Origin of the sequence: Pseudofrancisella aestuarii, from assembly GCF_003574475.2 — a bacterium.
In the GTDB taxonomy this organism is placed as follows: Bacteria; Pseudomonadota; Gammaproteobacteria; order Francisellales; family Francisellaceae; genus Francisella; species Francisella aestuarii.
Map to the genome: position 1 here is coordinate 21,558 of NZ_QLIS02000003.1, position 14,697 is coordinate 36,254.

Here is a 14,697-nt window from a genome sequence, read left to right on the forward strand (position 1 = left end):
TTACATTATAATTTCACGTAAATCAGAAAGAATCTGACAATATCTTGTTAAGAATTTAGCCGCATACGCACCATCTATCACCCTATGATCTGTAGATAACGATAGAGGAAGCATAGATTTAGGAACAAACTCCTTACCATTCCATACAGGTTTAACAGCTGTTTTCGAAACACCCATAATAGCAACTTCTGGCATATTAATAATAGGAGTAAATGAAGTTGTACCTAACACGCCTATACTTGAAATAGTAAATGTAGCACCAGTCATATCTTTACTACCTAACTTACCATCGCGAGCTTTACCTGCCAAATCCATAATATCTTTAGAAATCTCAACAATTCCTTTTTTATCAGCATCTTTAACAACTGGAACCATAAGACCAGCTGGAGTATCTGCAGCAAAACCAATATTATAATATTTCTTAATAATCAGATTTTCACCATCAGCAGATAAAGAACTATTAAATTTAGGAAACTCTTTTAATGCAACAGCGGCAGCCTTTATCAAGAAAGATAAAGGAGTTATTTTTATTCCAGTTTTATCTGAAAATGCTTTCTTAGATTTTCTAAATTCTTCTAAATCAGTAACATCTGCATCATCATAGAATGTAACATGAGGAATCTTAACCCAGTTTCTATGAAGATTTTTTGCACTAATTTTATTAATACGAGTTAAAGGTTGAGTCTCTATCTCTCCGAACTTAGAGAAATCCACAACCGGATCAGGTAATAAATCTAAGCCAGCGCCAGAATTAGAAGATGATGCAACTTTACCACTTTGTACCTGTGTAACAGCAGTTTTAATATAATTATAACAATCTTCTTTTGAAACTCTTCCTTTACGACCAGTAGCTTTTACTTTTGAAAGATCTACATTTAAGATTCTAGCTAACTTTCTCACAGATGGAGATGCATGAGCATTAGAATTATCAACAATCTCACTAGAAGCAACTGGAGCTGTATCTACAGACTTAGGCGCTTCTTGTTTAGCTGGTGCAGATTTTGATTCTTGAGATTGTGTAGCAGTAGATGATACTGAACCCACTGTTTTAATTTTCAAAATCAATGAACCTTGAGAAACTTTATCTCCAACTTTTGCAATGACCTCTACAACCTCACCAGATGCTGGAGACGGAACTTCCATACTAGCTTTATCTGTTTCTAGTGTGATTAAAGAATCTTCTTTCTCAACTTTATCACCTGCTTTTACAGATACCTCTATAACATCTACTGAGTCATAGTCACCGATATCAGGAACTTCCACATCAACTACTTCAGAAGAGGCTGCTTTAGAAGAACTATCACTAGCTGATTCTTGTTTAGCTGGAGCTGAAGAAGCAGAATCACCAGATTCAATTTTTAGAATAATACTTCCTTGGGAAACTTTATCACCAACTTTTGCTATAACTTCTACGACTTTACCAGATACTGGAGATGGAACCTCCATACTAGCTTTATCCGTTTCTAACGTTATTAAAGAATCTTCTTTCTCAACTGTATCGCCAGCTTTCACAGATACTTCTATAACATCAACCGAATCATAGTCACCTATATCTGGAACTTCTACTTCAACTATTTTTGATGCCGCAGTACTTGAAGAATCAGCCGCTTTTGGAGCTGCATTATTTTCTTCAGCTGTACTTTCTTTTGTTGAGGCAGCACCTTCAACTTCTATTTCCATAATAGCAGCACCTTCAGAAACCTTATCTCCAACTTTAACAGTTATTTTAGATATTTTTCCCGCCACTGGAGATGGAACTTCCATACTAGCTTTATCTGTTTCTAACGTTATTAAAGAATCCTCAACAGAAACAACATCTCCCACAGAAACGTTTACTTCAATAACATCAACTGAATCATAGTCACCTATATCTGGTACCTTAACTATTTCTAAAGACATTAATATCTCCTTTAATTAGCTATACAGAGGAGCTACACGCTCTGCATCAATTCCGTATTTTTCAATAGCATCTTTAACAACAGAAGCTTGAACTTTACCATCTTTAACTAAAGCGCCTAATGCGGCCACTACAACATGATATCTATCGACTTCAAAGAAGCTACGTAAAGCTGCTCTAGTATCAGATCTACCAAAACCATCGGTACCTAAGTTTACATAATTCTCAGGCATAAACTCTCTTAACTGATCAGTGTAAAGCTTAATATAATCGGTAGATACAACAACAGGACCTTTATTATCTTTAAAGCACTTCTCTATATAGCTATCTCTCTTAGATTCTGTAGGATGTAACATATTCCATCTAGCCACATCTTTAGCTTCTCTATAAAGTTCATTAGCACTTGTCATGCTCCAAATATTAGAAGTAACACCATACTCATCTTTTAACATCTTAGCAGCAGCTTCAACTTCTTTAAGAATTGAACCTGAACCTAAAAGTTGAACATGTTTATCAGCTGGTTTATTATCTTCAATCTTATATAGACCTTTAATAATTCCTTCTTCAGAACCTTCTGGCATTGCTCTATGAGAATAGTTTTCATTCATGATAGTTAAGTAGTAATAAACTTTATCACCATCAACATACATGCGCTTCATACCATGCCATAAAATCACCGCTAGCTCATAAGCATACGTAGGATCATAAGAAACACAGTTAGGAATTAAGCCCGCTTGAATATGGCTATGACCATCCTCATGCTGAAGACCTTCACCATTAAGAGTTGTACGACCAGATGTACCACCCATAACAAAACCTTTTGCCATAGAGTCGCCAGCAGCCCAAGCAAGATCGCCAAATCTTTGGAAACCAAACATTGAATAATAAATCATGAACGGAATCATAGGCACTCTATGCACAGAATAAGATGTCGCAGCCGCTAACCATGAACTGAATCCACCCTGCTCATTTATCCCTTCTTGTAAGATTTGACCATCTGTAGATTCTTTATAGAACATTAACTGACCTTGATCTTCAGGAGTATATTGTTGACCTTTAGGATTATAAATACCCAACTGTCTAAACAATCCTTCCATACCAAAAGTACGAGACTCATCAACCGTAATAGGAACTAGATGCTTACCTAACTGCTTGTCCTTTGCCAAATTAGTTAACATACGAACAAAAGCTGTCGTTGTAGAAAAATCTCTATCTCCGCTAGACTCCAACAATGCTTTTGCAAAGTCTGTATAATGTGGAATAGGTAAAGCATCATTATTCTCAAATCTTGCTGGAATATATCCACCTAAAGATTCCCTTTTAGCCTTTAAATACTTCATTTCTGGAGAATCTTCAGCTAAAGAAAGTAGTCTATAATTTTCAACTTGCTCGTCTGTAGCAGGAATATTAAATCTATCTCTAAGATATCTTAAAGCTTCTTTATCTAATTTCTTAACGTTATGAGCAATATTTTTAGATTCACCATACTCGCCCAAACCAAAACCTTTTACTGTCATTGGTAGAATTAAAGTTGGCTTACCATTTGGCGTAACTGCTTTTTTATAAGCAGCATAAATTTTCACAGGATCATGGCCACCACGACGAAGTGCTTTCAAATCATCATCTGTCATGCCTTTTGCAAGATTCTCTAAATCTTCATCTCCACTAAATACAACTTGACGACACTCTCCGCCACCATGAGCTTTAATCGTATGGAACTGACCGTCATTTAATGAACTTAATCTATCTTGTAATTTTCTACCTGCAACAGGATCTTTAAGCAATTTATCCCAATCACCTCCCCATAGAACTTTGATAACATTCCAACCAGCACCAGTAAATACCCCTGCCAACTCTTCAACAATATTACCATTACCATTTACAAGACCATCTAATCTTTGAAGGTTACAGTTAACAACAAAAATAAGATTGTCTAAACCTTCCCTTCCTGCTCTAGTAATAGAACCAATAGATTCTGGTTCATCCATCTCACCATCACCACAGAATGCCCAAACTTTACGTCCATCTGTTTTAGCAAGACCACGAGCCTCTAAATATTTCATAAATCTAGCTTGATAAATAGCCTGCAATGGCCCAAGACCCATAGATACAGTAGGAAACTGCCAATATGTTGGCTGCAAATATGGATGTGGATAAGAAGACACCGCATTCTTAGGATCAAATGCTTGTTTTCTGAAATTCTCTAATTGCGCCTTAGTAAATCTTCCCTCTAAGTATGATCTAGCATAAATAATAGGAGATGCATGACCTTGATAAAAAATCAAATCGCCTGCTTGAGTTTCATTAGGCGCTTGGAAAAAGTGATTATATCCAACTTCATATAAAGTTAAAGCTCCAGCTCCAGTACCAATATGACCACCAATACTACTATCAATATTATTTGCTTCAGCAACTATAACAACAGAGTTCCAACGAGTAATAGACTCTATTCTCTCTTCTAAAGAAAGGTTACCAGGATAATCAGGTTGATCGCTGACATCTATAGTATTTATATACTTTCTTGTCTGTGTATTAGCATACGTATTTTGTATTCCTAATTCAGCTCCTCTATCTAATAATTTTTCAAAAAGAAATCGAGCTCTTTCAACACCCTCTCTTTGAACTACATCTTCAAAAGCTTCAAGCCATTCTTGAGTCTCTAAAGCATCTATATCATTAATCAAATCTGACATCCTTTATCCTCCGAAATAATCGAGATTATCAAAGTTTAGTAAAATCACTATTTGTTGATTATAAAATAACATCTTTACAACATCAACAAATAGCTACTATGAAAGCTATCTATTATTTTTAACTATAACAAGTAATCTAAATTATCATCATTATCAAAAACTTCTAGTATTTCATCAATACCCCTAGAAAAGCAAAACACCTTAAATGTTTCAGCTAATTTGTCTCCCAACAATAATTCTTTTAAATCTTGGGAGTATTTAGCTAAATATTTTTGATCAAGTTGCTTTCTAATTTCTAAAAAAATTTCAGAAACATTTGCTCTTTTAAGAAAATTCGCTTGCGTCATATAGCCTTCAATTTCAAATTCACAATCATTAACGGCTTCTGCCACTGATGTAAAATCAACATGTGCTGTTATATCCTGCTCACCAATATTTAGAAATGGATCATAATTAACTTTATGCCTATAATAACAAGCTAAAGTACCCATATTTCTTTCAGGCAAATAGTATAGACTCCTGTGATAACCATAGTCACATAGAAAAACGACCCCTTGTTTTAAAGTTTCTGAAATAGACTTAATCCAAGGTTTAATCCAAGTATTTAACTCACTAGTGTAGCCTTCAGAAAAAGTTATCCCATCAGCCAAAACTTTATCAATTTCAGAACTAAATCTTTTATCATTTACTGGCAAATCAATCAGCTTCAGCTCGCCTTCTGAAATACTTACTCCTTGTTGAAATATTTTCATATCACTTTTTCTAAAGATATCTACAGGCATCGCATCCAAAACCTCATTTGCAAATACAACTCCTTTAATCTGCTCTTTCGGTAATTCCGTTAACCAAATAAATTTATCTTGTAAATTTTCAGGTACACGTTCCTTAACATAAGCTTGTTGCCTAAATTTAAGGTCATTGCTTAACTCAATTATAAAATATTTTTTCGGAAGCACCTTAAGCCTATTCAACTCATTCATACAGTCGACTGCAAACTTCCCAGTTCCAGCACCAAACTCAACAATGTTAGAATCTTTACCGAGCTTTTTTAAAACATCTGCAAACTGATTAGCAAAAACAGTGGCAAAAATAGAAGTTTGAGAAGTTGCCGTTATAAAATCACCATATTCGGAAACTTTATCTTTTGATGAGGAATAATATCCTAGACCAGGATAATATAAAGCTATATTCATAAAATCTCTAAATGAAATAATTTTTTCATCAGACTTATGAATTTCTTTTTTAACGATATCTAATAAAGAGATTTCTCTCATTAATTTACTTATAAAATATATTATTTAATATAGCAATTTTAAGCTTAAGTAATTTTTTTATCAAAAAATATGTGACTTTCTATGAAAATAATATTAGAATTTTGTTTTTGATATGAATATGAAATTTGTCAAGATTAAATGTCAATAACTAACACTTATCCTATAGGTATCACAGGCGGCATAGCAAGTGGTAAGTCAACAGCTTCTGCTATACTTAAAGAAAAACTCAACTTAACTGTTGTTTGTGCAGATCAAATAAGTCGAGATATTACTAAGAAACCTACAGTAATAAAAAAAATTGCTGAACAGTTTGGTGAATCTGTAATAATTAATAAACAAGTAAATAGAGCTAAGCTTAGAGAAATTATCACAAACTCAAAAGAAGCTAAAAAATGGTTAGAAGATTATCTACATCCTGTTATTAATAGAGAACTAAGAAAACAAGTTAGAGAATCCGAAACTGAATTAACTATTGTTGACATTCCCCTTCTAAGCCCTTACAACATAAAGCATTATGACTATCTAAAAAAAGTCATTGTTGTAAAATCTGAGCTAGAAACAAGAATCAAAAGGTTAATGGATAGAGATGGTAAAAATAGACAACAAGCCGTTGCATTCATAAAACTTCAAATATCTGATGAGCAAAGAGATAAAATAGCAAGCTTCACTATTGATAATACAAACTTATCTGAAGAGGAGCTAGAAACAAAATTAAAAGACGTAATAAAAGAAATCGAAGGCTTGACTAAACAGGCTTAAATAAACTATAATAAAATCTCAATTTAAGCACCCATAGCTCAACTGGATAGAGTACTCGGCTACGAACCGAGCGGTTGGAGGTTCGAGTCCTTCTGGGTGCGCCATAAATTTCTAAACAAGAGCTTAGATTCGAGAATTTTAAATCATTTTTAATAAATATTTTATATATTATTTTTGCAACACTAGTATCTTTTTCCGCTCTTTGTAATGATGTTGATATAACAAGAGATAATATGGAATATGTGTTAACAGTAATATCTATATAGCATTTAGTTTCAACATGACTGGATTCACTATCTACATCACAAAAAAAGTGAGCCCACTACTATTTATGATAGATTAATTTTTAGAATCACTTTTATTATAAAGTTAAGTTTTTATTACTTTTTATATTTATACTTACAATTATGATGTCATTAGTAATATTTAATGTTTTAGACCGTAAGAGCTAAAAACCTTATCCGCTTTCAATTCAAGAAATTTCTTAGCTTTGATATATAGCATATAAAACTAGCATAATATTTATGTTAAAATCATTGCTTATAAAAAATAACCAAATAATAAAGATGTCTAAAAAAATTGTTCTTACTGGAATAACTCCTTCTGGCACCCCTCATTTAGGGAATTATGTTGGCGCTATTAAGCCCGCTATTGAAATGTCTAAAAGTGAAGATTTTGACTGTTTATATTTTATAGCAGATTATCATTCTCTTATAAAACTATGGGACAAAAAATTAAGACAACAATACACTCACGAAATAGCTTCAACATGGTTAGCTTTAGGCTTAGACCCAAATAAGACTACATTTTATAGACAATCTGATATTCCTGAAATTATGGAGCTTAACTGGATATTATCAACAGTTGCTTCAAAAGGTTTATTAAATAGAGCACATGCTTATAAAGCTCTAGTTGACCAAAATTTAGCTGAGGAAAATGCTGATCCAGACAAAGGAATAACTATGGGGCTTTTTAACTATCCCATACTAATGGCTGCAGATATCTTGATGTTTGATGCAGACTTAGTTCCAGTTGGAAAAGATCAATTACAACACATTGAAATAGCTAGAGATATTTGTAACCGCTTTAACCACATTTATAAAACATCTACTTTAAAAGCCCCTACATGGTTAACTGATGAAGAGAGTCAAACCATATTAGGTCTAGATGGGCGTAAAATGTCAAAGAGCTATGACAACACCATACCAATATTTTCAGCTGAGAAAAAACTTAGAAAACAGGTAATGAAAATAATTACTAACTCTCAATTGCCTGAAGAGAAAAAAGACCCAAGTAAATGTACTGTTTTTGCGATACACAAAAGTATTGCTAATCAAAGTGAAATAGCTAGCTTAGAGCAAAAATATCTAGAAGGTGGTATGGGCTGGGGCGATGCTAAACAAATCCTTTTTGAAAAAATTAATGAGTACCTTAAAGATGCTAGAGAAAAATATGATTTTTACTTTAACAATCCTAAAGAGGTAGATGACATTCTTAAACAAGGAGCTGAAAAAGCTAGAACTATTGCTAAAGCAAACTTACTAAAAGTAAAAGAAGTCGTTGGTATATAAATGAAAAATATTATCATTGCAAATTTCAGTATAAATAGTATAGCTCTCATAGAGTGGGCTAAAGATAATCTTGAAGAAGACTTTTGTGTTCTTTCAGTAAATACTGGTTTTCAAGCTGATAATTGGGATAAATACCTTACGGAAGTTTTCAATTGGTTGGAAAAAAGAAAAATAAAGCACTTTCATCTAACTGCAGAAAATGATTTCTCAACACTTGTAAAAGCTAGGAAACAATTTCCATCTCAACAATTTAGCTGGTGTGCTGGATTTTTAAAAGGCATAACCTTACTTAATAAAATTGATGAATTAGATTCCAACTGTGAAGCAACTATTCTTCTTCCTCATAGAAAAGATTTATCAAGAGCTTCAGCTTTATTAAAAGAACATATTGAAGAAGAGGAAAAATATGACTATAGAAAAATATGGTATCCTCTTATTAACTTTTCTAAAGCAGATATTAGCAACATCACTAAAGAGCTACTTTTTTGCCATAACATTGAGAGAAGTTTAGAATGTCAACCATGCATTCATATAACGAGAAATGAAGCTAGTAAAATAGCTACCAAAGATATAAAAAAAGTAATAGAATTAGAAAATGAAATTAATTCTTACATGTTTGGTGATCAGACACTGGATAACATTTTGAAGTCTGATTTTTTTAAGAAAAATAATAATATACTAGAAGAACTCTCAAAAGCTTGTAGCTGGGAGTATTCTTGCGGTCTGTAAGGAATAAAAAATGGATGCATACTTTCTCTTCAGTTTATTAACTGTAATTACTGCTTTATTAAGCTATATAAATACTAAGTTTCTAAAATTACCAAAAGCTATCGGTCTAACAATATTGTCAATAACCTTTTCATTATTATGTGTATCGCTTCTTAGTGACACAAATATGTTTGTTGTTGCAATATCAAGTTTCGATTTCCAATCTACAGTTCTACAAGGTATGATCTCATTCCTGCTTTTTGCTAATGCTTTACACTTCAATATAATTGATCTCAAAAAAGAGGTCAAAGCGATATTTGCCTTGGCAAGTATTGGATTGATTCTTTCAACATTCTTTACTGGTACTCTAATTTATTTCGTGTGTTTGTTGATAGGTGTGAAATTAAGTTTTGGTTATTGTTTAGTATTTGGTGCATTAATTTCCCCAACAGATCCAATAGCTGTAATTAGTACACTAGCAAATAACAAATCTATACCTTCAAACATTAGAACCAGAGTGGTTGGGGAAGCCCTTTTTAATGATGCTACTGGTATCGTATTATTTGTTGTTTTATCAAATATTGTATTCTTTAGCCAAGCTACTACGGTACTTCAATATCATGGCGCTGAATACATCTGGATAGTTACAAAACAAATTTTAATTGAAGCTGGTGGAGGTATTGTCTTAGGATACATATTTGCACAAGTGGCATTAATATTTTTAAAAACTAGCAATGATACAGAGGTAGCAATATTTATTACTTTAGCTGTGGCTAGTATGGGTTATTTAATAGCCCATGTTTTAAATGTATCAGGTCCAATTGCCATGGTTATTGCGGGACTATTTATTGGTAATCAACTGGTCGAATCCAAAAAATCATGTCCTGATCAGGTAAAAAAATTAGATCGCTTTTGGCTATTAATAGATAATATGCTTAACTCATTCCTCTTTATTTTAATAGGTCTAGAGTTAACTAGTATAAATTTCTCTGATAGCGCAATTATTGTAGGAATTATAGGAATATTTATTGTAACTTTTGCTAGATTCATAAGCGTTTCAATCCCAATTACGGTAGTTGATAAAACGCTTTCCAAGATTTCCACAAAAGATAATCTACTCATAAGCTGGTCTGGAATAAAGGGAGGTGTATCCCTAGCTTTAGCCTTAGCCTTACCAGATGAGGGGCACGTTATTGTAAGCATTACCTACATCGTAGTAGTTCTATCTATATTATTACAAGGATCTACACTTAAAATTGTTTTAAATAAAATCTATCCACCGAAAGTTATAAAAGCAGCTAACGATGAAATAGAAATAAAGAAACTATAATTTTCTACTCATACGAGTGATTATAGTAATTACTAAAATGAGGAGCTAATAATTTATCTATTTGAACAGCTCCTGGAGTGGAGTCAGTAGGTCTTCTTGGATTCACCCTGTCATTTATCCAGTTTTCATTCCAAAGACCTGTTGTTTTGATACATTGTTCTGCATAATCTTTTATTAAATAGCGATCCTGAATCTCTAAACATCCATTCATAAATAGATCAACATATGATTGAATAATTGGATACTCTTTTGTTGCTTCATGTATTTCTTTAGCATTAGTAGCATAGATCCAGTACTGTCCTTTAGGCAAATTTTTCAAACCTAGTGACTTAACATCTTTTGGTTCAAGTTTATATCTACAATAATCATGCTCTCTCTCATCTGCTGCTAAAACACCATCTGTATCTACAGGATAGTAAACAGCATTAAAGCTATCCCCCTCTGAAGGAACTGCCAATAAAAATGTACCCCTAAAACTTTCACTAGCTCTTAATCCCCATACTCGCTTAAAATTCTTAACCTCTACTGGATATACATTTTTTGCTTCTGGATTAGTTCTTTGTCTGGATTTATCATTTATTAAACTACCATAACCAACTATAAAGTTAGCCTGACTTTCATCAATCTTCGGATGACACTCATCTGCGATTGCGAAACTTATACCTAAAACTCCTATCAATGAACCTAATAATAGCTTTTTCATATCAAATCAACCTCAACTTATATATTCTTGTATAATAACAAACATATTCTATCCAATAAAAGATGATATGGTAAAAAATATTTTTTTTGATCTTGATGGTACTCTTATAAATTCATCCAAAGATATTACTTTAGCAATAAACAAAATGCTTGAAACACTTTCTTTACCATCAGTTGATATAAAAACTATAGAAAATATCATTGGCAAAGGCTATCCAACAACAGTTAGAAAAGTTTTATCACTTTTTATAGAAGATTCTAACCATATTGAAATACTAGCACCCAAAGCTATAAAAATAGTTTCAAAAACTTATAAACAATTAGATGGTGCTAATACAATATTATTTCCTAATGCATTAGAGATATTAAAATATTTTCAATCTAAAAATATAAAAATGGCTCTTGTAACCAATAAAGACGAAAAAGCAGCTATTAAAATTATTTCAATTTTAAAACTTTTAGATTTCTTTGAAATCACTATAGGTGGAGATTCTACCAAATACTATAAACCTCATCCATTACCACTATTACATGCTATGAAAGAATTAAATGCAAAAGCAGAAGAAAGTATCATGGTAGGAGACTCAATAAATGATTATTTATGCGCTAATGGAGCTGGAGTTAAAACAATTCTAATCTCGCATGGATATAACAATGGAGTTAACCTAAAAGATCTAAAACCATTTGCCTTCATAGATAATCTTATTGAGCTTAAAGACTTAATATGATGTTCCCATCAACTTATCATTATTTCTAGCATTATAGTTCATAATACCCATTTGCATATTGGAAGACATCAGGTGATTATAGCCAAAATTTCTACCATAGAAATCAAAATAGTTATCTGTAAATCCTGCTGGAAACTCTCCTTGTAAGGTATATGGATTACCATTTGAAACATAACCTTCCGCACTACGTTTAACATCATCTAACATCTTCTTACTTACATTAACTGTGCTAATTGTCGTGGCAGGATGATCATCCACATTTACACTTGTTACATTATTAGCTTTATTAACACCTGGTTGTTTATTTGAGAAAGTAGGTGTTCCTTTATCATCCCACTCATAAACAGTTTCTGAAAAAGAAGTTGAAAAAATCATAAACATTATCAAAAAAAATACTTTTTTCATATTTTACTTCTTAACTATAAAATTATTATTCTTACTTAATATTGCCAAAGCTTGAGCATAATCACAATCATTTAAAATCATTACTATAGCAGTTTTTACAGACTTTCCAGCTTTTTCATAAGTTTGCTCTGCAGTACTATAACTCACTCCTGTAGCTTCAATTATTATTCTTTTTGCTCTCTCTACAAGCTTATTATTACTTGGCTTTACATCTACCATTAAATTTTGATAAACCTTACCTATAGAAACCATAGATAATGTAGAAATCATATTTAATATTAGCTTTTGAGTTGTTCCCGCTTTCAATCTAGTAGATCCCGTTAAAACCTCTGGGCCAGAAATAGCCTCTATAGCTAAATTTGCTTCTTTTGAGATCTCAGCATCCCCACTACAACTTATTGCAACAGTATCCGCCCCAATGCTATTAGCATATCTAAGCCCTCCGATAACATAAGGAGTTCTACCACTTGCTGCCAATCCTATTACAACATCTTTACTATTTACATTTATGTTTTTTAAATCTTTTTCTGCGGCTTCCACAATATCTTCAACGCCCTCTTGAGCTTTTATAAATGCTTCTTCACCACCTGCAATTAGTCCAACGACAGTATTATAATCCACACCAAAGGTTGGAGGGCATTCAACAGCATCTAATATTCCCAATCGACCACTAGTACCCGCACCAATATAAATAATTCTTCCACCATTTCTAAGTGCTTTTGTTGTTTTCTCAATAGCACTCGAAATATTAACTTGCTGACTTTCTAAAGCTTTTATAACATTAACTTCTTCATCTATCATAAGTTTTACTGCTTCAAGCACACTCATTGAGTCTAAGTTCATGCTACGAATATTTCTTTTTTCTGTATTTATTTTTTCTAACATTTTAAACCTTAATTAGAGAATATTCGCACCACTCCCAAAGGATATAAATCACGAATATCTAAATATATATTTCCAAAAGAGTCATCTTCTTTGTCTTCTTTTTTATTCTCTGAGGCTATATCACCTTCCTCACTTGGCTGCTCTTCAAGAGTTGCTGCTGCTTTTTGTTTAAGTCCATTAGGTGAAATATAAACTTTCCCATAATTAGCAGAATCACCCTTATCCAACCCCATAAGAAATTGTGGAGCTAATACATCACCCTCTACATCAATTGCTCTTATTTCATTTAACTTAAAATCATTTTGATGCACTTTCTTATTTGTAAAGACGAAGTTATACCCAAATTTTGGGACCACCATCGATATTTTTTCACCAAAATAAGTTTTATCTTTTTTATCTTTTAAGTTTGCTAATCCTGCAGTATATTCATACTGATGAACTGTATCTTTATCATATACAGTAATATAACCTTTATCTGCTTGATTTTTTGAGACGATAGATGGCTTACCGAATTCTTTTGCTGCTATATATGTAGAAAGACCTCTGCCTATTTTGTAGTCACCACTATAGTTAAAATCACTTACACTAGTTAATTCAGGGCTAGAATCATACGGATAAAACAATATAGCTGTACTAGCATTTAAATTTGCTTGAAGGTCAGGAACAAGCATATAGGTTGTTTCTTCTTTTATTTCTCTATTTCTAAAACTTAAAGAATCTAAAAAACTAGCTTCATACTTTTGTTTACGAGTATCATATTTGACATTGTAAAATTCAAGCTCACTGACACTTTTACTTTTCTTTGAGCTTCCCATTTTAGTTTTTTCATTTTTTCTAGAAACTAAAAGGCTTGGTGCTTCATCAGGTTGATCATAATACCATACAGCTTGCAGAATGTTATCTTTTAAAATTCTATTTTTTACTTTCTCAAAACCATCAGGGTCACTTATCACCTGATCCCACTTCTCCAGATCAGTAGTTGTTTCCAATGGATCATCCATGAGATTTCTCAATGAAGTCGAAGTTATGAATATTTTTTCTGAATCATAAAGCGCAATAAAAATATACCACCTTCCATCTTCTAAATTCCAACCCAATAGAACTTTATACTTTTCACTCAAATCTTTTGGAGCAGTTATATCATTCGAACCAGAGCTCGTATTAAAACTTAGTGTATCTTTCTTTTTCTTTATATAACCAATATAACCTTTTTCTTCATCATCTATTTTTTTATCATCGTTAAGTCTATATTTTACTTCATTAGCATCTGTTATATTAGCTACATTAAGAAGAGGAACATTTATTGGCGTATACTCTTCATCATATTTAAGGTAAGAGTTGGTTGCCAATTTATTAAAAATAATTTTCCTTGAAAACTCTAGCTCATCTTTAAGATCATATCCTTTAAATAAAGATAAATAGCTATAATATTCTTCGCTCTGGTATAATTCAGCGTTGTTATTTTCATGGAAAAATGATTCCATTTTAGAGTCATCTACCTCAACTTTGTATATATGCCCAACCACACTATGTTCATTTGTTGTTGTAAAATCAATGTTATTAATATTTTGATTTAAATATGTCTCACCAAAAAACTCTCTTGTTTCTTGTTTCACAATACTTCTAGTAGTTAGCAATCCTATTTTAGCTGAGTACAAAAGTGCTGCAATAGTTGCCATTACAACAAATGAGAAAATCAAAGCCATAACTAAAGTGGATCCTTTTTGATCTTTATATAATCTCAC

Annotated in this window: 12 protein-coding genes and 1 tRNA gene; 6 read left to right on the forward strand and 7 right to left on the reverse strand. The window is 32.4% G+C overall.

Features of this window, described 5'->3' with window-relative positions; genetic code table 11:
* From aceF to DNK87_RS06995, 3 genes are all read right to left on the reverse strand, one after another.
* Positions 1-1,899: a pyruvate dehydrogenase complex dihydrolipoyllysine-residue acetyltransferase gene (gene aceF / locus DNK87_RS06985; RefSeq protein WP_119330869.1), complete on the reverse strand. Its 1,899-nt coding sequence runs from the start codon at positions 1,897-1,899 to the stop codon at positions 1-3.
* A gap of 15 nt (positions 1,900-1,914) precedes the next feature.
* Positions 1,915-4,590 carry a pyruvate dehydrogenase (acetyl-transferring), homodimeric type gene (gene aceE / locus DNK87_RS06990; RefSeq protein WP_119330870.1) on the reverse strand — a complete coding sequence of 892 codons (2,676 nt, stop codon included), beginning with the start codon at positions 4,588-4,590 and terminating at the stop codon, positions 1,915-1,917.
* A gap of 122 nt (positions 4,591-4,712) precedes the next feature.
* Positions 4,713-5,855: a class I SAM-dependent methyltransferase gene (locus DNK87_RS06995; protein ID WP_162523396.1), complete on the reverse strand. Its 1,143-nt coding sequence runs from the start codon at positions 5,853-5,855 to the stop codon at positions 4,713-4,715.
* 147 nt (positions 5,856-6,002) lie between these two features.
* Between DNK87_RS06995 and coaE the strand changes: the two genes are divergently transcribed.
* The 5 genes from coaE (at position 6,003) to DNK87_RS07020 (ending at position 10,232) form a co-directional block, all read left to right on the forward strand.
* A complete protein-coding gene (gene coaE / locus DNK87_RS07000; protein ID WP_119330871.1) occupies positions 6,003-6,623 on the forward strand; it encodes a dephospho-CoA kinase in 621 nt (206 codons plus the stop codon).
* Between the two features lie 27 nt (positions 6,624-6,650).
* Positions 6,651-6,727: transfer RNA gene (locus tag DNK87_RS07005), tRNA-Arg, on the forward strand.
* A gap of 462 nt (positions 6,728-7,189) precedes the next feature.
* Positions 7,190-8,194: a tryptophan--tRNA ligase gene (trpS, locus tag DNK87_RS07010; RefSeq protein WP_119331208.1), complete on the forward strand. Its 1,005-nt coding sequence runs from the start codon at positions 7,190-7,192 to the stop codon at positions 8,192-8,194.
* Complete coding sequence (locus DNK87_RS07015; protein WP_119330872.1) at positions 8,195-8,923, forward strand: hypothetical protein; 729 nt, start codon at positions 8,195-8,197, stop codon at positions 8,921-8,923.
* 10 nt (positions 8,924-8,933) lie between these two features.
* The gene (locus DNK87_RS07020) at positions 8,934-10,232 is read left to right on the forward strand and encodes a cation:proton antiporter (protein ID WP_119330873.1); all 1,299 of its coding nucleotides are present in this window, start codon (positions 8,934-8,936) and stop codon (positions 10,230-10,232) included.
* A 4-nt stretch (positions 10,233-10,236) separates the two neighbouring features.
* Here DNK87_RS07020 and DNK87_RS07025 read toward each other — a convergent pair whose 3' ends face one another.
* Positions 10,237-10,935 (reverse strand): gamma-glutamylcyclotransferase family protein, encoded by a 699-nt coding sequence (locus tag DNK87_RS07025; protein WP_119330874.1) that lies wholly within the window; start codon positions 10,933-10,935, stop codon positions 10,237-10,239.
* Positions 10,936-11,002: 67 nt separating this feature from the next.
* Here DNK87_RS07025 and DNK87_RS07030 point away from each other — a divergent pair, with 67 nt between their 5' ends.
* Positions 11,003-11,662: an HAD-IA family hydrolase gene (locus DNK87_RS07030; protein WP_119330875.1), complete on the forward strand. Its 660-nt coding sequence runs from the start codon at positions 11,003-11,005 to the stop codon at positions 11,660-11,662.
* On the opposite strand, the gene DNK87_RS07035 is transcribed toward DNK87_RS07030, so the two are convergent.
* Genes DNK87_RS07035 through DNK87_RS07045 form a run of 3 tightly spaced genes read right to left on the reverse strand, consistent with a single transcriptional unit; the run spans position 11,654 to position 14,697 of the window.
* Positions 11,654-12,067 carry a hypothetical protein gene (locus tag DNK87_RS07035; protein WP_119330876.1) on the reverse strand — a complete coding sequence of 138 codons (414 nt, stop codon included), beginning with the start codon at positions 12,065-12,067 and terminating at the stop codon, positions 11,654-11,656. The two genes, DNK87_RS07030 and DNK87_RS07035, sit on opposite strands and share 9 nt — an antisense overlap.
* 3 nt (positions 12,068-12,070) lie before the next feature.
* Positions 12,071-12,952 carry an N-acetylmuramic acid 6-phosphate etherase gene (gene murQ, locus DNK87_RS07040; protein WP_119330877.1) on the reverse strand — a complete coding sequence of 294 codons (882 nt, stop codon included), beginning with the start codon at positions 12,950-12,952 and terminating at the stop codon, positions 12,071-12,073.
* A gap of 8 nt (positions 12,953-12,960) precedes the next feature.
* Positions 12,961-14,697, reverse strand: coding sequence for a hypothetical protein (locus tag DNK87_RS07045; RefSeq protein WP_119330878.1), 1,737 nt, complete (start codon positions 14,695-14,697; stop codon positions 12,961-12,963).

Bases quoted from the DNA above. Each gene is read 5' to 3' on its own strand.
- DNK87_RS07030 (WP_119330875.1), top strand. From the start codon at position 11,003: ATGGTAAAAAATATTTTTTTTGATCTTGATGGTACTCTTATAAATTCA.
- aceE (WP_119330870.1), bottom strand. From the start codon at position 4,590: ATGTCAGATTTGATTAATGATATAGATGCTTTAGAGACTCAAGAATGG.
- DNK87_RS07020 (WP_119330873.1), top strand. From the start codon at position 8,934: ATGGATGCATACTTTCTCTTCAGTTTATTAACTGTAATTACTGCTTTA.
- coaE (WP_119330871.1), top strand. From the start codon at position 6,003: ATGTCAATAACTAACACTTATCCTATAGGTATCACAGGCGGCATAGCA.
- murQ (WP_119330877.1), bottom strand. From the start codon at position 12,952: ATGTTAGAAAAAATAAATACAGAAAAAAGAAATATTCGTAGCATGAAC.
- DNK87_RS07015 (WP_119330872.1), top strand. From the start codon at position 8,195: ATGAAAAATATTATCATTGCAAATTTCAGTATAAATAGTATAGCTCTC.
- DNK87_RS07035 (WP_119330876.1), bottom strand. From the start codon at position 12,067: ATGAAAAAAGTATTTTTTTTGATAATGTTTATGATTTTTTCAACTTCT.
- trpS (WP_119331208.1), top strand. From the start codon at position 7,190: ATGTCTAAAAAAATTGTTCTTACTGGAATAACTCCTTCTGGCACCCCT.
- DNK87_RS07025 (WP_119330874.1), bottom strand. From the start codon at position 10,935: ATGAAAAAGCTATTATTAGGTTCATTGATAGGAGTTTTAGGTATAAGT.
- aceF (WP_119330869.1), bottom strand. From the start codon at position 1,899: ATGTCTTTAGAAATAGTTAAGGTACCAGATATAGGTGACTATGATTCA.